Genomic DNA, 18,505 nt, shown 5'->3' on the forward strand with positions numbered 1-18,505 from the left:
GCGACAGATAGATGCCCACAGAAATTCTGATGCCCGCCCTGTCACCGACGATGGAAGAAGGCACGCTTGCTAAATGGCTGGTCAAGGAAGGCGATACCGTCTCGTCCGGTGACCTGCTGGCCGAGATCGAAACCGACAAGGCCACGATGGAGTTCGAAGCCGTCGACGAAGGCACCATCGGCAAGATCCTGATCCCCGAAGGCACCGAAGGGGTCAAGGTCAACACCGCCATCGCAGTTCTGCTGGACGATGGCGAAAGCGCCGATGATATCGCGTCCACGCCCATCGCCGCACCCGCGGCTGCCCCCGCAGCCGCCGCGGGCAACGAGGCCGCCGCGCCAGCGGTGTCCGAGGCGCCCGCCCCTGCCCCAGCTGCTCCGGCCAAGGCGGATGGCGGTCGTATCTTTGCATCTCCGCTGGCCCGCCGGATTGCGGCACAAAAAGGTCTGGACCTGACGCAAATCGCAGGGTCCGGTCCGCATGGCCGTATCGTCAAGGCAGATGTCGAAAGCGCCAGGGCTGCTCCGGCCACTGCTGCCGCTTCGGCCCCTGCTACTGCCCCCGTACCCGCTGCGGCACCGGCTGGTCCCTCGGCAGATGCCGTGGCCCGCATGTACGAAGGGCGGGAATATGAAGAGGTCAAGCTGGACGGTATGCGCAAGACCATCGCCGCGCGCCTGTCCGAGGCCAAGCAAACCATCCCGCATTTCTACCTGCGCCGCGATATCAAGCTCGACGCGCTGCTCAAATTCCGCGGCCAGTTGAACAAACAGCTGGAAGGCCGAGGTGTAAAGCTGAGCGTCAACGACTTCATCATCAAGGCCGTCGCCAACGCCCTGCAGCAAGTACCGCAATGCAATGCCGTCTGGGCGGAAGACCGGGTTCTGCAACTGAAACCTTCGGATGTGGCCGTTGCGGTTGCTATTGAGGGTGGCCTGTTCACACCGGTTCTGCAGGATGCCGACACCAAATCCCTGTCGGCCCTGTCGACCGAGATGAAAGACCTTGCGGGTCGCGCCCGTGAACGCAAACTGGCACCGCACGAGTATCAGGGCGGCACATTTGCCATCTCGAACCTAGGTATGTTCGGCATCGACAACTTCGACGCCATTGTGAACCCGCCTCACGCCGGCATTCTGGCCGTGGGCTCGGGCGTCAAGAAACCGGTTGTCGGCGGCGATGGCGAACTTACCGTTGCCACAGTCATGTCGGTCACCATGTCGGTGGATCACCGGGTCATTGATGGCGCGTTGGGTGCGGAATTGCTGCAAGCCATCGTCGATAATCTTGAAAACCCCATGGTTATGCTGGCGTAAAGCCTTTTGAACGCAGGTCACGCCGGATCATTCCCTGGCGTGGCCTACCAAATCACTGCCATGTTGTGAGCAGTCGTGATCGCTGCGATAGTTGCTCAGACACACGCAACAGACCACCTTGATTGCATTGATAGTTCTGATGCAAAGGTGCCCCATGACCCTCGTGAACTCGGCCAAGTGCTTTCTAGTGGTTTCATTGTTGGCGACGTCGCTGCCCGTTGCTGCGATCGCAAAACCCAACGGCTATCCGGGCGAGAACTCGACCTATAACCCGGATCCCGCCGAAGTCGCCAAGCGCAAAGCTGAGCGCGCCAAACGTATCGAGGCGCGCAAAAAGCGCCGCGAGGAAAAGCGGATCGAGCGGTTGAACAGAAAGAAAAACCGCTCGAACTAAGGTTGAATTACTGGTCTTTGCCCAGCATATGATCCATCGAGATCGAGGGCTGATCGCACCCAGCCTCGCCGACGATCTTTGCGGGAATACCTGCCACGGTCTTGCATGCAGGAACTTCTTGAAGAACCACAGACCCCGCTGCGATACGGCTGCAATGGCCGACCACAATGTTGCCCAGAACCTTGGCCCCGGCCCCGATCAGCACACCGTTACCGATGGTCGGGTGGCGCTGCTCTTCTTCCTTGCCTGTCCCACCCAGTGTCACGGAATGCAGCATCGAGACATTGTCACCGACAATAGCTGTTTCACCAATGACAATCGAATGGGCGTGGTCGATCATGATGCCTTTGCCGATTTTCGCAGCAGGGTGAATGTCGATCCCGAAAATCTCGGACGAGCGCATCTGGAAGAAATACGCTAGATCGTGACGCCCTTTTTTCCACAGCCAATGCGCCACGCGATAAGCCTGCATCGCCTGGTAGCCTTTGAAATAAAGGATCGGCTGCAACAATCGGTGGCATGCCGGATCACGTTCATAGACTGCCATCAGGTCCGCACGGGCCGCTTCAAGCAGCGAAGCGTCATCCGCATAGGCTTCATCCACGATTTCACGCAGTACCATCATCGACATTTCGTTCGAACACAGTTTGGCCGACACCCGGTATGAGAGGGCCCGCTCAAGGCTTCGGTGGTGCAGGATGCAAGCGTGAACCAGACCACCCATCAATGGTTCGCTTTCGACCGCTGCATGAGCTTCGGTCGTGATACGATTCCAAACCGGGTCGACCGGAGTAACCTGACTGCGCTTTTCCAACATGGCTTTTGATCCTTTGCTGCGCCTAGAATGCCATTTAGTGGGAAAAACGCCAAACGCAAACCCGTGATCGGCAGAGTAACGAAAATGAATGAAACAGATTTGGCAGGCTATGAAGCGAAAATTCAGGCAAGATTGGCTGAACTTTCAGAACATTCCGCGGCGGAAAAGCAGGCTCAGGCCATTGTTGAGCTTGATCAGCAGGCCGTCGGCCGCCTTAGCAGAATGGATGCCCTGCAGAATCAGGCGATGGCCAAGGCACAACAGGCCAATCGGGATATCGAAACGCACCGGTTACAAGCCGCCCTGGACCGCATACATGACGGAGAATTCGGGTATTGCGAAGATTGCGGCGATGAGATTCCTGGCGGTCGATTGAATCTGAACCTTGCCGCCACGAAATGCGTCAGTTGTGCGTCCGGCTGATCTGAAACCGGATCAGATGCTGCAAAACCAGTTCGAAACAGCGACAATATTGCACATCATCAAATCCGGGTTCATCCGCCAGCCGCCTGTTTCGCGCGGCTGCCATCAAAGATCCATTCCCGAACAATGGATGAAGATTACCCGTCTGGCCGACATATTGGTCGGCCAGCGCAGCTTCTTGGATGAGACGTGTACAAAGGCGGTCGCGATCCTGCGGCAGCGCGGCCAGCAAGGCCCGCGCCGCCGCCGCGACATCTCCATGCAGGATAGGGCGCATTCAGTGGATCACCCGACTGCCACTTGGGCGAATAGTCCCGGCCCGTAGCTGGCTGAAACCTGTGCAATGTGGACTTCATAAGGCCCGTTGATCCCATCGTCTGCTTTCATTGCTGACGTGTAGGTCCAGTTTGGAACGCTCACGATCTGTTCCCGTACCAGGGTCCCGTTGGTTCGTATTTGCAGAAGGTAGGATTCGCTTTCCTCGGCCAGCGGAACCTCGATCCCCGCCCAATCGTCCCCATCCAGCCGGGTTCGACGTATCCACGAAAGTTGATCACCCGCGGCTGTTCCCATCGCCTTCAGATGCACCGGTGCGTATGGGCGCAACCCGTTGCCGTCGAACGCCTGGACAAGATGTACATAGGACGGATCATCATACCCGCGCGTTGCCGGACCAATGCGGTAGTGCTTACTCACGCGCCGCTCGGACCGCAACAAGCCGGTTTGGTAAACACGCTGATCCAACAGGACGAACATCGACCCATCGGGCCAGACATCGGGAATGATCGCATCCGTCCCAAGCTGACCGCGCAAGCGACCGGACAATGTATAGATGCCCGTTTCTTGCAGCGTGGCGTCGGCGAATTGGAACAGCTCCCAATTGCCGGGTGTTCCATCACCAATCGCGGCCAGATTGGCCCCGTTCAGCAACGCATCCCGAGGGCGCGATTCCAGCAGGCCATCAACCAGATTGACGCGCAGCGGCATTCCTTCATCCCAGACACCGGCGCTTGCCCGCCTCAGCGGGGTTTCGGTAAATCCAATTACCGCTTGCCCTGAGATCACCTCTTGCAGAGCATAGTTTTCGTCACTGGCCGCCGAATAGACGGCAACACTGCCGGGCCATGGGTTGGCCGAAGTAGCAAGGTATGGGGCATGCGGTGCCTCTGAGCCGGTCAGCAGCGGCAAATCCATGAACACAGGCAAAACAGGAACCGGTGCCACAAAGGGTTTGATCGAAACTTGATCGTCAGGCAGATCAGATGGCGCATAGACGCCGGGTTCGATGCGCACTGCCTCGGCCAGTTGAAGATCGGCCTGTTCTAGTCGGTCGATGCGATAACGTGCACTCTGCCCGTCTTTGGTCAGCCTCACGACGTCACCCGCCCCCAGATGCAACATCGACGGCGGCAATGCAAAGCGCGCTGTCTCGCGTGAGACTCGCGCCTCGCTTAGCCAGCGTTCAGCGGTTTGGCGGCCTTCGGCGCGTGTCAGCGATAGAGGCATCTCGTTCACGGCCACCGAATGCGTTCGAGTGTCCGGCAAGATGGCTTCTTCAGACACTACATCATGATCGGCGTCCGATTGTACAAAGCGCAACCGAACGCGGCCTGTCATTTCGGCCTCGGCTTCTCTGCGATATTCCACGCGGCCTTCGATATCAGAGCTGTCTGCCAGATCGTCTGTATCCAAACCGACCACCTTGCGACCGTCGCGCATCTGAAACAGCAGCACACCATCCCGTTCAATCGCATCAAACCCATAACGCAGCATCAAGGGCTGCAATGCCGCGCGTGCGCTGGAGATATCTTGAACCAGGTAGCCCCGTACGACGCCATCCAGACGCGACACGTCGATATCCGTTACTCCGGCACCGTGGCAGATCTCAGTGACCACAGAGGCCAGAGTCCGCGTGCCTGACCGTCCATTCAACCAATGACCTCGGGGATAGTTCGCCCCGTCGCTCCACTGGCTTCGCAGGTTCGGAAACGTTGGAAACGGACGCGTATCCCATGCCCAAACATAAGCGTTCGCCATATCAACCATTTGACCATCATATTGATCCGAAAGCGGGTTGATTGCCGGATCAGACCAGTAGCCATACATCGCTTTCAAGTACTGCACCTGCATGAAATCATCGCGCCGACCGGAAGAGTATTTCGGCAGGCTGGATTCCGAGGATTTCGGGTCAAGAAACTTGTTCGGCTGATTGGTTCCTTTGTCGATGGCCGAGCAACCCAGTTCCGTAAACCAGATAGGTTTTGAGCCAGGCACCCAATCGGTCGGGTTCGATTGACGCACACTGCCAATGCGTTCGTGATGCCGGTTCGACCACCAATTGCGAAGGTCCTTGTAACGCCAGACCCATGCCTCATCATGCTCCTCATCCGTGATCGGCGTTCTTATCTGGGCTTCGGCCTCTTCCGGCGAGGCATAATACCAGTCATAGCCTTCTCCGCCTTCGATATTGCCTCGAAGGTAGTCGAGGTCATAGATCGCGTCTGTGCCGGCCTTCAGATCCACGTGATCCTCGCCATCCCGCCAATCCGACAGGGGCATGTAATTGTCGATGCCGACGAAATCGATGTTTTCATCTGCCCACAGTGGATCAAGGTGAAAATAACGGTCCCCGGTTCCATCATTCGGCTGATAGCCGAAATACTCGCTCCAATCCGATGCGTACCCGATTTTTGTGCCTGGCCCCAAGATTTCGCGCACTTCGGCGGCCAAGGCTTGCATTTGGGAAACTGCTGGAAAGCCGGTCAGACCTCGGATTTGGGTCAGCCCGCGCATTTCGGAACCGATGCAAAAAGACTCCACCCCTCCAGCAGCTTTACACAATGCCGCATAATGCAGAATGAAGCGGCGCAAACCCCATTCCTGAGGGCCGCTATAGGTCACTTCGCCATCGCCAACGGCAAAGTCACTAGCGCGTGCGCGTCCAAAGAACGCGGCCACCTGCGCGTCGGCCGTTGCCGTTTTATCCGGTGATCCTTTTCTACCGGGCGCGGTGCTAAGCGTGATGCGCCCCCGCCAAGGCAAATGCGGCTGGTTGGCGGCATCCGACCACGGGTCTGGCAAACCGTTGCCTTGCAATTGATCCATCAGGATAAACGGATAAAACATAACCCGTTTGCCAATACTTTTCATATGCCGGATTGCCTGAACTACGGATTGATCCGCAGGGGTTGCGCCATAGACGGGACGGTCATTTTCATACCGGACAGCTTGGGCGGTCTGTCGGGTCACACCTGCCACACGCCAGGGCATGTTCTTGCCTTCGATGTCTTTGCGCAAAACCTTGGGCTGAATTTGACATTGCCCGCACCGCAAGTCGTCGCCAAACCACGACACGATCAAAGAGGCCGCCTCGCAGGAAGGCAACTCACGTTGCAGCGCCCGGGTCGAGGTCACCAGGTCCGGCCTCCCTGAGGCAGAGTTTACATTCGCCGCCCAGCTTTGCCCACGCCCTTTGGTGTAATTGATCTGTTCGCTGGCCATTGCATATTCACCGGTGCCCGGCATCAGAGCAACGCCCCGGATGGTCTTGCACAGGGCATCCGGCGTATCCGGCAATCCCGGCTGTTCTTGACGTACGACTTCGAATGAAAATTGCGGCACCCTGTTTCCAAACGGCGCCAGTTGCAAATCTTCAATCACAACATAAGCCGTGCCACGATAGGCCGGAACGTTGCCTGCGCCCTCAATGGCTTCGATCAGAGGGTCCGGCAATTGATGGTCGTTCCCCTGATAGATACGCATGTTCAGGGTTGAGATCTCCAGTTCCTCTCCATCCGCCCAAATGCGCGGGACGTCCGAAATTTGCCCCGCCCCTACCGCAATGGCCAGAGAAATCGAATAGCTGTAGCTGTGCGTGGTTGTTGTGACTTCGGGCGATTTCGGAGATCCCTTGCCACCTCCGCCACCCTGCGAGGTTGTGCTTGTGCTTTTGGTTTCCAGAAAATCCGACGCCCAGATAACCTGACCACCCACCCGCATACGCCCGAAAACCGTAGCGACCGGAGAACCCTCTCCGGATTCGGTCAGGCGGAAACGGTCCAAGCGCCCGGTTTCGACCACTTCGCTGCCGCCACCCATGACCGACTGGCTCATTAACCGCTGGTCGATGACCCGGCCCAGCGTTGCCCCAATGGCGCGGCCGATCACCGCGGTCGACAGCCCCGCAACAGTGCCGCCAATCGCTCCGCCGATCGCGGCTCCTGCCGCAGACAGAATTATTGTAGCCATCACATATCCTCCAGCGGGAATTCAAAACAGGCGACCACCCGGCGGCGCCAGGGATCACTAAGCGTGTTTTCGACAACCCCATAGCCGGAATAGGCGTGAATAAACCGCAGCGCGGGTGCGGTTTCGCTGACGATACCTACATGCTTGGCAACACGCCCATCGCGCATACGGAACAACAAAACATCGCCCGCCTTCGCAGTACTGGGGTTCGTTTCAATCAGGTGACGGCGGGCCGCTGCCCACATGCGCTCTTCGCCCTGCGGCTCTGACCAGTCCATGCTATAGCTCGGCACCGTTTCGGGTTCGTGCCCCAGCAGCGCGCGCCACACACCACGCAAAAGGCCCAGACAATCCGTACCCACCCCTTTGACCGAAGCCTGATGCACGTAAGGTGTTCCCAACCAGTCGCGCACCTCGTCGACAATATCCTGCCTATGGCCGCTCATCGTCTGCTTCCCCCAGTGTTAGGATTGCCTTGCTTGGGCACCGCCATTACCCAGTCTTCACCGGGCAGGTCAGGAAACCCCTGAAAGTTGATGATGTTATTGAATTTTTTCCGGCAGGTGCGCATACTTTTGTTGCACCCTGCTGTCAGCTTTACCCGATCCCCGACGGCCAGGCCGCCGCTGATCCCGGACCAAAGCGTAACATTGCGCCCACCCACGATCCGGTCGTCCTGTTTGATTGCGGCCCACAACCCGGTTGCCCACCCGGACAAAACATCCAATCTGCCCCGCCTGAACCAGGCTTCATCCGGTGCTTCTGCCCCTTTCAATTGCAGGACAGTGCCGGCAATTACAGCGACCACTTCAGCCTCGGCCTGATACCCTGGCGCGCCGAGATTGAACTTGCAATCACCGTCCCCCAGAACTGCCGTACAAGGTTTCTGGTAAACCCTGCCCATCGGTCGGTTGAGCAGATCGGTCAAACCGCGCAATTCGGCGTGAAATGCGCCACCTGCGCGGCGCATCTCACCGATCGAGCCTTTGAATTGCAGAAAACGCTGTTCAGGCCTGGCCCAGTTGACCAGCCACGCCCGGACCTGAGCATTGTCGAACCGCCCCGCTTCGATGTCTTCTTCTGTGACCGCAGCATCGGACAAGGCCCCCATGGCCTCAGAGTTGTCGACGGACAGTCCGGTGGCTTGTTCGATAGCCGTGGCCGTCAGGCCCGTGCTGGCCTTGAAGGTCATCCCGTCAAAGCTCAGTTCCATGTCATGATCGGTGAAACCGTATTCCTGCCCGTCCTCACGCCGGATCGCCCAGCATCGGCAGGTTGTGGTCAACCCTGTTTGCAGATGGGTGTGCAACCCTTGCTTATCACCGCTCATCAGACACGTACCTCGACCACTGGAACGTTGGGTACGTCGCCCGCTTGAAAACTAGCGACACTGGTCTGAATCTTGTCGGTGTTAAAACGAACCGGGACGTCAAACTCAAACCCGGCGGTGACTTCCACCTCTTCAGGCGGCGGCGCAGTAAACGTGATCAGACCGCTGTTTAGATCCACTTCAAAATCTACGCCTTCGCGCATTTGATCCTGTTCCAGGCCGATCCGCACGGTACCCAAAACCGGTTTGACGATTGGGCGGACATAGCTGAACCCGCCCGAGCTGTAGGTTTTGACCAGCTGAAACTCGGTGCTTGTACCGTCACCACGAGCAATGACCTGATCATCCATTGCCACGTCTGCTGTCGCAGCCCCGGACTTATAATCCGACCAGTCTTTCCAACGAAAACCGAACATCTGCCCCTGACGGGCTTCGAAAAACGAAACCAGCGTCTCGATATCGTCCAATGATCGCATCCCCAGCCCGGCGTCATAGCGGCGACGGGAATGCGCCCAGGGCGTGTTGCGTTCTTCGAACCCGTTGGCCAGCGTCACGATATCTGTGCGCCGCTCGGGGCCGCCGACCGAACCAAAGCTCAGGCTGGCGGGAAATCTTACCTCGTGGAAATTCATGAGCTGCTCCCTCGTGTTACCTGTTGCGATTGCCGCGACCCAAGGCGCGGCTCATCTGAGCGGCGATCTGACCCTGACTGCGTCTGAACCCCTGCACGTCCGGCGTTGTGATATTCATCACCACGTTCACTGCGCGCCCTCCGCCGGATGTCCGCACGCCCAACTTGCCATCTGGCCCGCGCGCCAGAGGCATGATCGCCTCGGGGCCGGCCTCGCCCATCAGTCCAGTGCCGCCCCGCATCGGAAATGTCGTTGGGCCGCTGACCACACCGCCATTGGCAAAGGGCATCACCCGGCCCTGCGAAAAGCTGCCGCCATTGGCAAAGGGCAAAATTCCCTGCACCAGACCACCAACCGTATTGGCCAGCATGCCGCCAAAGTGATCGGTCACAGGCTTGATCGCCGCCGAATAGGCCGTGCGGATCATCGAGTTTTTCAGCACATCCAGCGCATCCGACAGGTTCATGCCGTCCAGTACCACGCCGTCAAATGCCTTGCGCAAACCGCCGGACATGCCGCGCTCCAACGTGGCGACGTCCTTGCCGGTTTCTTCAAAGGCTGCGCTGATCCGCTTCATCTGATTGTCGAATGCCGCAGCCATGGACGCCGCATCCCCCAACGAGTCGCCCAGCGCCTCACCCCGTTCCTGCAGGTCATCCAACCCGTCACGATCCGTCATCACGCTCTCCTTGTTGCTTGTCCGGATAGGCCGCCAGCAAAGCGTCCAACCCCGCCCGGTTCATCGATGGCATCCCGGCCCCTTGCCCCAACATCAGTCGCAATTCAGCCGGTGTCAGACGCCAGAACTGATCCGGCGTCAGGCGCAGGCCGACGAAACCGGCCCGCATAAGGGCGGGCCAGTCGAACCCGCTCATGCGTCACCCGGTACCATGAAGGCCCGTGCCAGCAGTTCAGCCGCAGCCTTGGCGCCAGCCATCGGCCCGCCATCGATCTCGGCCCGCAGCAAATCCGATCGGGCGACAACGGCGCCCCCGCCTCGCAGCCCGGCCACGATCAATGCCAGCACATCACCGCTGGAATAGGCCCCACCTTCGAAGCGCTGCACCAGTTCCACCAAAGACCCGGTGCCCAGCTGTTGTTCCAATTCCGCCAAAGCACCCAGCGTCAGCTTGAGCACCCGCCGCTCTCCATCGATGGTCAATGCCACCTCGCCCGTCCACGGATTGGCCATAGGATTACAGTGCCGTGAAGGCCAAAGCGCCGGCGCTGGCCAGGCTCATCTCATAGGTCGCCTCGCCATTGTGCGACCCCGCATATTCGATGCCGGTGACTTGAAACGCGCCTTCAACGATGCCGAAATCGGGAATGATCACCTGAAAGTTCGGTGTCTCACCGTCAAAAAACAGCTGTCGTGCGCGTTCGTCGGTGCCTGCATCCTTGAATACGCCCGAACCCGAGATCGCAGCGGACTTCACCCCGGCCCCCGACAACAGCTCGCGCCAACCACCCTGACTTTCCAGGCTGGTGACATCCACACTTTCCGCGTTGAAACTGACCCGCGTGGCCCGCAGCCCCGCGATGGTCTCGAACAGGCCCGAGCCGTTCATATCCACTTTGACCAATAGGTCTTTTCCGTTCTGGGCAGCCATATGCTCTCTCCGTTGATTGCTTAGTCATCTTCCACGCGGGCGCGGAATCTCAGGTCGATCTGGCGGATGGCACCGCCGGTTCCCGTGCGGCGGGCCGAGGCGCGTTCGAACCACAGCCCCACCAATCGCCCGCGATTCAGGGTCAATGCCGCGCCCTCAAGCGCGTCACACACCGCCCCCGCGAGGGCCTTGGCTGCGCCAAACCCGGCGGCCTCGGACATCACCGACACCGTGAACCGATGAAGGGCACCAGCGCCCGATCGGTCCGAGGCATCCCGCACCTCTTCCGGGCCCAGCGTCACATAAGTCTGGGGCACCGCCCCTGCTGGCACCGCGTCATAGATCGCGCCGCCCGACAGCGTGCTGACCTGCGTATCGCCTGAAAGTTGCTTATACACCGCAGCCTGCAAGGCCGCTGAAACGCCATAGCTCATGCCGCCACCTCTTCGTCCGCGAAACAGGTCAAGTACTGGCCACGCGGGTCACGCTCGGCGACCGCGCGAATAACAAAACGGCGTATGCCTTCGGCAAAACGCTGGTCCGGCGACGGGCGCATCAATGACCCCTCGGGCGCACCCCGCACAACGATGCGGTAACCCACGCGCGAAACTGGCACCCCGGCCACCTGACGCTCGGACCCGCTGCGTGCAGTGACTTCAGCCCAAACCGTACCCAACGAGGCCCATGTTTCGATGTACCCACCTGCGCCGTCGGCAGTTCGGATTGGCGCTTCGAGAACCAGCTTTCGGTTCAATCGCGGCGCCTTCATTGCGTCACCCCTGCGCCAAAGCGCACGACGCGATAGCGTTGGATCAGGCTGGTTACGCCAAAAGGCATACAACCAGCACCCAAAGCAGTCTCGTCGCGGTATTCGTAGTAATGCGCGGCCAGCAACAAAACTGCCTGACCCAGATCAGCAGGTAGCCCACCCCAATCTGCCGACATCCCTGCAGCAAAGGTGATTTTCACCGAGCCGCCTGTCGCAATGTTCGGCAACATTGCGCCCTTTGGGCGCAGCCTAGGGCGCTGGCTGTCCTGTTCCAGCCGATAGGCATCGGGCGCAATTGTGCTTTCCAAACCCGCCGCATCGCGGATTGTCACCGCGCCCACAGTCACCACCGGGGTTACCGGCAACACCTCGCCTGCAGCATCGCGCCATTCGCTCAGGCTCCAAGAAAATTCGCGTTCAATCAGCACCTTGCCGGTGCGCGCCTCGATCGCAGCGATCGCCGCCCGCAGGAAACCGTTCAACACCTCGTTCTGCACACTGCCCTCGTCAAAGCCCGCGCCCAGACGCAGATGCGCCTTGAACTGATCTACCGGCAACGCCGCGTCCGCGATGGCGGTTTCTTCGATCAACATCATCCATTCACTCCGCAATCTCGGCCCCCTCCGGGGTCGTCACTTCAGGAAATTGGCAGGCACGCGCCGCCCCACGTTGCTCGGACGGAGGGGAGCAGCTAGACAACGCAGGGGATCTCACCCCGGCCCGTACCCGCCGCCCGAGGGGCCGGTTACCCAGCCCCCGGATCCGCCACCGCTTAGGCAGTGCCGAATTTCACCAGTTTGATTGCGGCAAAGTCGCTCACGTCGCCGCCGACGCGTTTGGTCGCATAGAAGAGGACGTGTGGTTTGGCGCTGAACGGGTCGCGCAGAACGCGCAGATCGGGGCGTTCGGCGATGGTGTATCCTGCCTGGAAATCACCAAAAGCGATCGAGAAACTGTCAGAGGCTGCATCCGGCATGTCCTCGGCAATCAGCACCGGATAACCCATCAGGCGCGCGGGCTCACCGGCGGCCAGTCCGTCAGACCACAGGAAGCGACCATCACTGTCTTTCAACTTACGGATCAGGCCGGCAGTTTTGGAATTCATCACGAAAGTACCATTGACCCGGTACTGCGCGCCCAGCGCATAGACAACATCAACAATGGCATCCGCCTCAACACCGCCATCAATGCCTGTCGGAACGTAGCCGATATTGCCCCATTCCCATACGTCATTGTCAACCTTGGCGTGATCCAGAATGCCCTTCGGCTTGTCGACACCATCGCCACTGATAAACGCCGACGCCTCGGCGCGGGCAAACTTGTCAGCGATACGACCGGCCAGCCAACCTTCGACGTCAAAGGCGCTGTCATCCAACAGGCGCTGCGAGGCCTTGGGCAGCGCGCTCAGCTCGTGCAGCGCGATTGAGATGCGGTCAATCGATGGAGTCGCAGTCTCGTTCGCGTTCGAGGCCTCATCCGCCCATCCCGCACCCACATCGGTGTGGTCGATCAGCACATCGAACGAGTTCGCTTCGACATTCACGACCGAGGCGATCGAACGGATCGAGGCGGTGGATTTCAGCACCGATTTGATGATCTCGGCGGTTTGCGGATCAACTAGGTAACCGCCATCGCTGTTGACCGCACTGGTCAGCGACTTGGCCTCCATATCCAGCCCACGCAGGCCGTCATCGTCACCCGAACGCACATAAGCGTCAAAAGCCTTTTGGTGCGGTGCGCCTTCGGTGATCGAGGCAGCAAGATGCGGGCGTGCCGCGATGGTTGATTTACGATCCAGCATAGTCAGTCGCTCTTCTGTCTGTTGCAGTTTGGTTTTCACTTCAGCCTTCAGGCCCTTGAATTCATTCACGAAGCCAGCCATCGCCTGCTTCACCTCCTGAACCAGGGGCGCACCCTCTCCGGTCAAGGCCGGGGTCTCGGTCTTGCTCATCAGCACTTCCATTCTTGGGTGGGTTTGAGGCGCGCTAGGGTCGCGCCAGCTCCTGCCGGGCGTCGTTGAACACCTCGGCAATACTGCGCAGGGTTTCTTCGGCATCCAGGGTCGCCCCCTTTGCCGCCACCCGCGCACTGGGCAGCATCGGGAAAGTCACAAGCGATACCTCCCAAAGCTCCAGTTCCGTCAGGACCCGCTGGCCCTTGCCATTCTTCACGGCTCGCTTAGTGCGATAGCCAATCGACAGACCGTCCATGGCACCCGCCCGGATCAACTCCGCCGCCTCGCGACCCTTTTGTGTGCTTTCCAGCAGACGACCCTTGACCCACAGGCCCTTATCGTCTTCGCGCACTTCGTCCCAAACGCCGATTGGTTGCGCCGGGTCGTGCTGCCACAGCATCTTGACCCGCTGACCGGCCTTCAACAGCCCGTCCAGGGACGCGCGATAGGCGCCTTTCTGCACCACGTCACGACCCTGATCGACCTGACCGAACAGGCTGGCATAACCTTCGATCACTGCATCCTCGGACACAGACAGCCCATCGCCGAACCGCGCAAACTTATGCTCCAAATCCATGAACAACTCCTCGTAAGCCTCTGAACTCATGGTGTTACCGACAAAAACGACTGAAACGCCTGTGCCAGGATCACTGCGGCCACACCGTAGACCGTCAGCCACAACCGGCGCTCTAACCGCTCCATCATTTCTTCGATCTGATCCAACCGTTTGCACAGGTGCGCATGCTGAATCTCGGCCACCCGTTCATGCGCAGCCAGACGCAAGCCCGGCGCGCAATCGAATGGCGGATACCCTTCAGCCATCCGCATCCTCCGCCAGTGCCGGCAACCCCAGCAAAGACCGCTTCTCGGCATCTGTCAGGAAATCGGCACGACTGACGCGGGCCCAATGCGCATCACGTTCGGTAGCCAACGCGGGCACCTGATCCAGATCGGGTTTCAGCATCAAATCCTCGCCAGAAAAGCCCGAGAGCCACTCTGACACTGCCGCCGCCACCCGCGTCACCAGGGGCAGAACGGTCAGGCGATAAAACGCCCGGTTGGCCTCCTGATAGTTCGAATAGGTCGCGTCGCCCTGAATTCCCAGCAACATTGGCGGGACCCCAAAGGCCAGCGCGATCTCGCGGGCGGCGGCTTCCTTGGTCTTTTGAAACTCCATGTCCGAAGGGGAAAAGCCCATCGGCTTCCAATCCAGCCCCCCTTCCAGAACCATCGGACGACCAGCATTGCGCGCCCCGCGATAGTTCTGCTCAATCTCGTCTGACAGACGCCGGAATTGATCTTCGGCCATCACCCCATGGCCATCGCCTTTCCACACCAGCGCCCCCGAAGGCCGCGCCGCATTATCCAACAGCGATTTCGACCACCGAGACGCGCTGTTATGCACATCAATCGCCATAGCCGCCGCCTGCATCGGCGAAAATCCATAGTGGTCATCCTGCGGGTGAAAGGACTTTATGTGACAGATGACTTCAGCCGAAAAACGATGCGTCTTGCCACCGACGCTATAGTCATACGCCTTGGGCCAGCCATCCGCGCCCGGCACCACGCTCATCCGGTCCGAGCGCAGCACATGTAGTTCAACCGGCAGCCCGTCTTCGGCCTGTACCGCCTCGATATAGGCGTTGCCGGACAGAAGTAGCTGACCGAACACGGTCTCCATCAACTCGGCCCGCCCCTGCGCTGCGTTCGGACGACGCATGAGGGTCAACATCGGATGCGTCTCATAGCGCTGTTCACGGTCCTGCAACACCAGTGGTAATGCCGCCGCCGCCTCGGCAATCAACTTAACCGAGCGAAACCCCACCGGGTTCCCCGAAAACCCCGTCCGCGTCAGCGATACCGCGTCCCGCGGGCTCCACGCCACGCGCCCGCCCGTCTGCCACGCCACCACAGGCCCCGCCGCGCTCGCCTTCACCTCGGGCGCCTCGCCAGCCGATCCACGACGCAAGAAATCGAATACCATCTGTGCTCCTTTCTGCCGCCGCTCTGCCCGGCTTGTTGAAAGGATTTATGAGGGAAAGAAGTTTAAGCCGCGGGAATGGGGCGTACGGGGTTTGGGCAACGGGTCTTAGTGAATACGGCTTGGGCTGATTAACTCAATGCAATAACTTTTATGACAGCGGTGCCCCGCTGCCATTTTTTCGGGTTTTCTAGAGTTTGGGTTGAGCGACTATTAGTACATCGCATACTTTGAGATGATGGTATCATGAGGATCATATACCACTGCCTGTTCATCAAACACCTTCCAAGGTGTTTTGGGCTCACGTCCCGATTGACCGTTCAAAAGCACTTTGGGTTCAAAGTCTCTTGCCTCGACTTCGTTTGCTTTGAAAAGTCTTGGAGTGTTCAGTTCTGCGCGAGAAAAATCGTCACGACGTAGACGATCAATAGCAAGATCGAAAGCCTCCCGTTCGTGGTTGTTATCGCCGGCGTAAACGGGATAAATTTGTTCACCGTTGCGTTCGACGCCCCAATAAAACATGTTCAACAAAAACATGACTGTCGCTCTATCGACGTCGGGTTGTTTAATCAGCCAAGTACCCAGCGAATAGACCGCCCCCGTATCAGGGTTCATTTTGGTCACGCATAAATGCCAGAGGTCCGGGTCGCGTTCTTTGCGAAACAGTTCCAATAGTGCATCGGCACCTGTGGCCTCAAAGCCGATAGGTAGACCTGACAGCGAAAGGGTAGAAGAACCAGCGGTCACAATTTGCTCCTACGCATGAAAAACTTCTGCGCATCTGCAACCTATTCGGGAGTGCAGTCAATGTTCCCTATTCGCTGCGGCTACAAACTCCGCACCCTAGGCCGCCGATACGCCCCCGCAGGCCCCACCACCAGCTCATGCAGCGCCCAGACCAGCGCGTCGACCCGGTCGGGCGAGCCCTGCCCCTCAAAGCCCCGCGCGGTCATCTGGCACATCTGTTCCTCCAGCGCATCCAACCCCGAGACATGCGCCACACGCCCCTGTTCGTACAGCGCCGCTACAGGCTCGGCCCGGGCGACCTTGCCGCGGGAGGCCCGAACCGCGCGATAGGGCACCAGAGGGTCCACCTGCCGCACAACCTCTTCGACCAGTTGCCCGCCCTGATTGACCTCGGCCACCAGCCGTTCGGCCCCGAACTCATCCATCGCGTCAATCGCCGCCTGCGCCCAGCCCGCCGGGCCAACACCCTGCACCGTGCGGTCGGCCAGCACATAGGCGCGCCACTCCTCGGGCGACCCCTGCACCTGAGCCCCCACGACCACGATCCCGCAGGCATCCGCATCTGAACCAGACGTCACAGCCGGGTCCAGCGCCACCACGATGCGATCCAATTCGGGCACCTGCGCGCACCGTGCCGCCTCGAGCATCGAACCGGTCCAGAGCGCCCCCTCGGCATCCGACAGCAATACGCCATCCAACTCCTGCCGTCCCAGCCGCGTGCCTGCATAGCGCGCGCGCACTTCGTCCAGAAACGATGCGGCCAGATTTGCCCGGTTCGCCTCGGTCGGCGCGTGCGTGTGCACCGTTGAAGGCGACGCCAGCAACTCCTTCAAAACCTTCACATTCCGCGGCGTGGTCGTCACACAGACCCGCGGCCGCTCACCCAATCTCAGCGCAAATTGCAGCATATCCCAGGTTTCCCCGGCCTTTTTCCATTTGGCCAGTTCATCCACCCAAGCTGCATCGAACTGGGGTCCCCGCAACCCTTCGGGATCATTTGCCGAAAATGCCTGTGCCTCAGCCCCATTGGGCCAGATCAACTTGCGTTCAGATGCCTTCCAACTGGGTCGCCTGTCCGGGGGCGAACATCGCAATATCCCGCTGTCACCAAAAATCATGACATCGCGCACCTGATCGAAGGTCTCTCCAACCAAAGCCACACGGCGGGCCTCACCCCGATCCAGCGGTTTCGCCCCCTCGACCATCGACCGCACCCATTCGGATCCAGCCCGTGTCTTGCCCGCGCCACGTCCGCCCATGATCACCCAGGATCGCCAATCACCCTCGGGCGGCAACTGATGCGGCAGCGCCCAAAACTCAAACAGGAAAGGGAGGGCACACAGCCCCCCCTCCCCGATCTCACTCAGAAATCTCTCCCGAACCGCAGCATCTGCGGAGGCGAGCCAACCTGCACCCGATTTCAAATCGAGCGCGCTCAAGGTCGAGCGCATACCCTCCTTGGGCAATTCCGGCTTGTCTGTGATGTTGTTCGACAAAGCTTGTCTCCACTTTCTGACAACTTCGGATCAGCCCCTCTAGCTGCCCCAGTTGCTTGCCTGCTCCGGCAAGGTCTGCATCCTCCCCGGCACCAATCTGCTGGCGCAGTTCTTCCGCTGCTTGGCGCAGATCGCGAATGGATCTTTCAAGGGACTGCAACAAGTCAGCCGTCTGAGAAATCCGCTCTTCCGGGGTAATCAAAGTCATGTTTGCCTGTGACCTCATGCGTGAGTTTTCTCCGCACGAGAGAAACGAAAAACGGCCACCGGGTCGCCCCGGGGCCGTCGCCCACTTCTTCTAGCATGACATAACTTCTACGTGATTAAGAACGCAAAGTCAATGTGTTACGCAACATCGAACGCAACAACAATCGTACGCTGTGTTAAGATTAACCGCCCGTCAAATCTTGCGCCAGCATCATCGCATTGCGATCCGGATCATAGAATGTGGCCGTGCTGACCATCCCCTCGATCGTTTCCGTCGGGCCATCAAACGCCACCCCGGCAGCTTCCAGCGCACCACGCGCCGTGGCAATATCACCAACTTCATAGACCGGAACGCAATTGCCCGGTGACGGCTCGGCCTGTTCTCCCAGACCCAATGTCACTCCGTCCACGTTGGTGCGCATTTCGCTCCACCCGGCTTCATCGATGTGATGGGTAAGTTCGAACCCAAGCATGTCACGATACCAATCCGCACTGACGTGACGATCCCTGACTGAAATCGCAAACGTGATCGTGTTTTTTAACGAAACATGCGGCATGGAACTTTCCTTTGTATTTAAATA

General features: G+C 59.3%; 23 protein-coding genes. 3 read left to right on the forward strand and 20 right to left on the reverse strand.

The genetic code is table 11. The annotated features are described in order from the left end of the window. Nucleotides 1-11 precede the first annotated feature (11 nt). On the forward strand, nucleotides 12-1,316 hold the full coding sequence (locus ACR0B8_RS06850; protein ID WP_170358958.1) for a pyruvate dehydrogenase complex dihydrolipoamide acetyltransferase: 1,305 nt from the start codon (nucleotides 12-14) through the stop codon (nucleotides 1,314-1,316). A 154-nt stretch (nucleotides 1,317-1,470) separates the two neighbouring features. Next, nucleotides 1,471-1,710 carry a hypothetical protein gene (locus tag ACR0B8_RS06855; RefSeq protein ID WP_170358960.1) on the forward strand — a complete coding sequence of 80 codons (240 nt, stop codon included), beginning with the start codon at nucleotides 1,471-1,473 and terminating at the stop codon, nucleotides 1,708-1,710. Nucleotides 1,711-1,717: 7 nt separating this feature from the next. Here ACR0B8_RS06855 and cysE read toward each other — a convergent pair whose 3' ends face one another. Next, nucleotides 1,718-2,527, reverse strand: a complete 810-nt coding sequence (cysE, locus tag ACR0B8_RS06860; RefSeq protein WP_170358963.1) for a serine O-acetyltransferase — start codon at nucleotides 2,525-2,527, stop codon at nucleotides 1,718-1,720. Nucleotides 2,528-2,611: 84 nt separating this feature from the next. On the opposite strand from cysE, the gene ACR0B8_RS06865 reads away from it, so the two are divergent. Continuing rightward, nucleotides 2,612-2,950, forward strand: a complete 339-nt coding sequence (locus ACR0B8_RS06865; protein ID WP_170375790.1) for a TraR/DksA family transcriptional regulator — start codon at nucleotides 2,612-2,614, stop codon at nucleotides 2,948-2,950. Here the strand turns inward: ACR0B8_RS06865 and ACR0B8_RS06870 are convergent. The 19 genes from ACR0B8_RS06870 to ACR0B8_RS06960 all read right to left on the reverse strand — a co-directional run bounded on the left by ACR0B8_RS06870 (nucleotide 2,931) and on the right by ACR0B8_RS06960 (nucleotide 18,481). Continuing rightward, the gene (locus ACR0B8_RS06870; protein ID WP_170349050.1) at nucleotides 2,931-3,227 is read right to left on the reverse strand and encodes a DUF7742 family protein; all 297 of its coding nucleotides are present in this window, start codon (nucleotides 3,225-3,227) and stop codon (nucleotides 2,931-2,933) included. The two genes, ACR0B8_RS06865 and ACR0B8_RS06870, sit on opposite strands and share 20 nt — an antisense overlap. An 8-nt stretch (nucleotides 3,228-3,235) precedes the next feature. After that, entirely contained in the window at nucleotides 3,236-7,198 is a 3,963-nt protein-coding gene (locus tag ACR0B8_RS06875; RefSeq protein ID WP_226688322.1) for a baseplate multidomain protein megatron, read from the reverse strand. Then, the gene (locus ACR0B8_RS06880; RefSeq protein WP_226688321.1) at nucleotides 7,198-7,644 is read right to left on the reverse strand and encodes an NlpC/P60 family protein; all 447 of its coding nucleotides are present in this window, start codon (nucleotides 7,642-7,644) and stop codon (nucleotides 7,198-7,200) included. Before ACR0B8_RS06880 ends, ACR0B8_RS06875 begins: the two co-directional genes overlap by 1 nt. Continuing rightward, on the reverse strand, nucleotides 7,641-8,528 hold the full coding sequence (locus tag ACR0B8_RS06885; protein WP_226688320.1) for a DUF2163 domain-containing protein: 888 nt from the start codon (nucleotides 8,526-8,528) through the stop codon (nucleotides 7,641-7,643). Before ACR0B8_RS06885 ends, ACR0B8_RS06880 begins: the two co-directional genes overlap by 4 nt. Beyond that, nucleotides 8,528-9,160: a phage distal tail protein, Rcc01695 family gene (locus ACR0B8_RS06890; RefSeq protein ID WP_480658095.1), complete on the reverse strand. Its 633-nt coding sequence runs from the start codon at nucleotides 9,158-9,160 to the stop codon at nucleotides 8,528-8,530. Before ACR0B8_RS06890 ends, ACR0B8_RS06885 begins: the two co-directional genes overlap by 1 nt. Nucleotides 9,161-9,176: 16 nt before the next feature. Further along, complete coding sequence (locus ACR0B8_RS06895; protein WP_170349055.1) at nucleotides 9,177-9,839, reverse strand: phage tail tape measure protein; 663 nt, start codon at nucleotides 9,837-9,839, stop codon at nucleotides 9,177-9,179. After that, nucleotides 9,826-10,035, reverse strand: coding sequence for a rcc01693 family protein (locus tag ACR0B8_RS06900; RefSeq protein ID WP_226688318.1), 210 nt, complete (start codon nucleotides 10,033-10,035; stop codon nucleotides 9,826-9,828). Before ACR0B8_RS06900 ends, ACR0B8_RS06895 begins: the two co-directional genes overlap by 14 nt. Continuing rightward, nucleotides 10,032-10,352 carry a gene transfer agent family protein gene (locus ACR0B8_RS06905; protein ID WP_226688317.1) on the reverse strand — a complete coding sequence of 107 codons (321 nt, stop codon included), beginning with the start codon at nucleotides 10,350-10,352 and terminating at the stop codon, nucleotides 10,032-10,034. The genes ACR0B8_RS06900 and ACR0B8_RS06905 overlap by 4 nt, the downstream gene beginning before the upstream one ends. Nucleotides 10,353-10,356: 4 nt before the next feature. Continuing rightward, a complete protein-coding gene (locus ACR0B8_RS06910; protein ID WP_058280596.1) occupies nucleotides 10,357-10,770 on the reverse strand; it encodes a phage major tail protein, TP901-1 family in 414 nt (137 codons plus the stop codon). Nucleotides 10,771-10,790: 20 nt separating this feature from the next. Next, nucleotides 10,791-11,204: a DUF3168 domain-containing protein gene (locus ACR0B8_RS06915; RefSeq protein WP_226688316.1), complete on the reverse strand. Its 414-nt coding sequence runs from the start codon at nucleotides 11,202-11,204 to the stop codon at nucleotides 10,791-10,793. Beyond that, nucleotides 11,201-11,539 carry a phage head closure protein gene (locus tag ACR0B8_RS06920; RefSeq protein ID WP_226688315.1) on the reverse strand — a complete coding sequence of 113 codons (339 nt, stop codon included), beginning with the start codon at nucleotides 11,537-11,539 and terminating at the stop codon, nucleotides 11,201-11,203. The genes ACR0B8_RS06915 and ACR0B8_RS06920 overlap by 4 nt, the downstream gene beginning before the upstream one ends. Beyond that, complete coding sequence (locus ACR0B8_RS06925) at nucleotides 11,536-12,135, reverse strand: head-tail connector protein (protein WP_170410248.1); 600 nt, start codon at nucleotides 12,133-12,135, stop codon at nucleotides 11,536-11,538. The genes ACR0B8_RS06920 and ACR0B8_RS06925 overlap by 4 nt, the downstream gene beginning before the upstream one ends. A gap of 176 nt (nucleotides 12,136-12,311) precedes the next feature. Next, nucleotides 12,312-13,490, reverse strand: a complete 1,179-nt coding sequence (locus ACR0B8_RS06930) for a phage major capsid protein (RefSeq protein WP_226688314.1) — start codon at nucleotides 13,488-13,490, stop codon at nucleotides 12,312-12,314. A gap of 34 nt (nucleotides 13,491-13,524) precedes the next feature. Then, nucleotides 13,525-14,070, reverse strand: a complete 546-nt coding sequence (locus tag ACR0B8_RS06935) for an HK97 family phage prohead protease (RefSeq protein WP_226688313.1) — start codon at nucleotides 14,068-14,070, stop codon at nucleotides 13,525-13,527. Between the two features lie 26 nt (nucleotides 14,071-14,096). Next, nucleotides 14,097-14,315 (reverse strand): GTA head formation protein, RCAP_rcc01685 family, encoded by a 219-nt coding sequence (locus tag ACR0B8_RS06940; RefSeq protein ID WP_058280601.1) that lies wholly within the window; start codon nucleotides 14,313-14,315, stop codon nucleotides 14,097-14,099. Further along, on the reverse strand, nucleotides 14,308-15,477 hold the full coding sequence (locus ACR0B8_RS06945; protein ID WP_226688312.1) for a phage portal protein: 1,170 nt from the start codon (nucleotides 15,475-15,477) through the stop codon (nucleotides 14,308-14,310). Before ACR0B8_RS06945 ends, ACR0B8_RS06940 begins: the two co-directional genes overlap by 8 nt. 210 nt (nucleotides 15,478-15,687) lie before the next feature. Beyond that, on the reverse strand, nucleotides 15,688-16,221 hold the full coding sequence (locus tag ACR0B8_RS06950; RefSeq protein ID WP_170358995.1) for a hypothetical protein: 534 nt from the start codon (nucleotides 16,219-16,221) through the stop codon (nucleotides 15,688-15,690). 80 nt (nucleotides 16,222-16,301) lie between these two features. Continuing rightward, entirely contained in the window at nucleotides 16,302-17,672 is a 1,371-nt protein-coding gene (locus tag ACR0B8_RS06955) for a DNA-packaging protein (protein WP_170359340.1), read from the reverse strand. Nucleotides 17,673-18,106: 434 nt separating this feature from the next. Further along, nucleotides 18,107-18,481 (reverse strand): VOC family protein, encoded by a 375-nt coding sequence (locus ACR0B8_RS06960; protein WP_170358997.1) that lies wholly within the window; start codon nucleotides 18,479-18,481, stop codon nucleotides 18,107-18,109. Nucleotides 18,482-18,505 lie beyond the last annotated feature (24 nt).

It is taken from the genome of Ruegeria sp. BH6 (genome assembly GCF_056538105.1).

Bases quoted from the DNA above. Each gene is read 5' to 3' on its own strand.
- ACR0B8_RS06900 (WP_226688318.1), bottom strand. From the start codon at position 10,035: ATGAGCGGGTTCGACTGGCCCGCCCTTATGCGGGCCGGTTTCGTCGGC.
- ACR0B8_RS06940 (WP_058280601.1), bottom strand. From the start codon at position 14,315: ATGGCTGAAGGGTATCCGCCATTCGATTGCGCGCCGGGCTTGCGTCTG.
- ACR0B8_RS06935 (WP_226688313.1), bottom strand. From the start codon at position 14,070: ATGGATTTGGAGCATAAGTTTGCGCGGTTCGGCGATGGGCTGTCTGTG.
- ACR0B8_RS06850 (WP_170358958.1), top strand. From the start codon at position 12: ATGCCCACAGAAATTCTGATGCCCGCCCTGTCACCGACGATGGAAGAA.
- ACR0B8_RS06890 (WP_480658095.1), bottom strand. From the start codon at position 9,160: ATGAATTTCCACGAGGTAAGATTTCCCGCCAGCCTGAGCTTTGGTTCG.
- ACR0B8_RS06930 (WP_226688314.1), bottom strand. From the start codon at position 13,490: ATGAGCAAGACCGAGACCCCGGCCTTGACCGGAGAGGGTGCGCCCCTG.
- ACR0B8_RS06865 (WP_170375790.1), top strand. From the start codon at position 2,612: ATGAATGAAACAGATTTGGCAGGCTATGAAGCGAAAATTCAGGCAAGA.
- ACR0B8_RS06855 (WP_170358960.1), top strand. From the start codon at position 1,471: ATGACCCTCGTGAACTCGGCCAAGTGCTTTCTAGTGGTTTCATTGTTG.
- ACR0B8_RS06905 (WP_226688317.1), bottom strand. From the start codon at position 10,352: ATGGCCAATCCGTGGACGGGCGAGGTGGCATTGACCATCGATGGAGAG.
- ACR0B8_RS06885 (WP_226688320.1), bottom strand. From the start codon at position 8,528: ATGAGCGGTGATAAGCAAGGGTTGCACACCCATCTGCAAACAGGGTTG.
- ACR0B8_RS06870 (WP_170349050.1), bottom strand. From the start codon at position 3,227: ATGCGCCCTATCCTGCATGGAGATGTCGCGGCGGCGGCGCGGGCCTTG.
- ACR0B8_RS06895 (WP_170349055.1), bottom strand. From the start codon at position 9,839: ATGACGGATCGTGACGGGTTGGATGACCTGCAGGAACGGGGTGAGGCG.
- ACR0B8_RS06925 (WP_170410248.1), bottom strand. From the start codon at position 12,135: ATGATGTTGATCGAAGAAACCGCCATCGCGGACGCGGCGTTGCCGGTA.
- ACR0B8_RS06915 (WP_226688316.1), bottom strand. From the start codon at position 11,204: ATGAGCTATGGCGTTTCAGCGGCCTTGCAGGCTGCGGTGTATAAGCAA.
- ACR0B8_RS06945 (WP_226688312.1), bottom strand. From the start codon at position 15,477: ATGGTATTCGATTTCTTGCGTCGTGGATCGGCTGGCGAGGCGCCCGAG.
- ACR0B8_RS06910 (WP_058280596.1), bottom strand. From the start codon at position 10,770: ATGGCTGCCCAGAACGGAAAAGACCTATTGGTCAAAGTGGATATGAAC.
- ACR0B8_RS06955 (WP_170359340.1), bottom strand. From the start codon at position 17,672: ATGCGCTCGACCTTGAGCGCGCTCGATTTGAAATCGGGTGCAGGTTGG.
- cysE (WP_170358963.1), bottom strand. From the start codon at position 2,527: ATGTTGGAAAAGCGCAGTCAGGTTACTCCGGTCGACCCGGTTTGGAAT.
- ACR0B8_RS06960 (WP_170358997.1), bottom strand. From the start codon at position 18,481: ATGCCGCATGTTTCGTTAAAAAACACGATCACGTTTGCGATTTCAGTC.
- ACR0B8_RS06920 (WP_226688315.1), bottom strand. From the start codon at position 11,539: ATGAAGGCGCCGCGATTGAACCGAAAGCTGGTTCTCGAAGCGCCAATC.
- ACR0B8_RS06875 (WP_226688322.1), bottom strand. From the start codon at position 7,198: ATGGCTACAATAATTCTGTCTGCGGCAGGAGCCGCGATCGGCGGAGCG.
- ACR0B8_RS06880 (WP_226688321.1), bottom strand. From the start codon at position 7,644: ATGAGCGGCCATAGGCAGGATATTGTCGACGAGGTGCGCGACTGGTTG.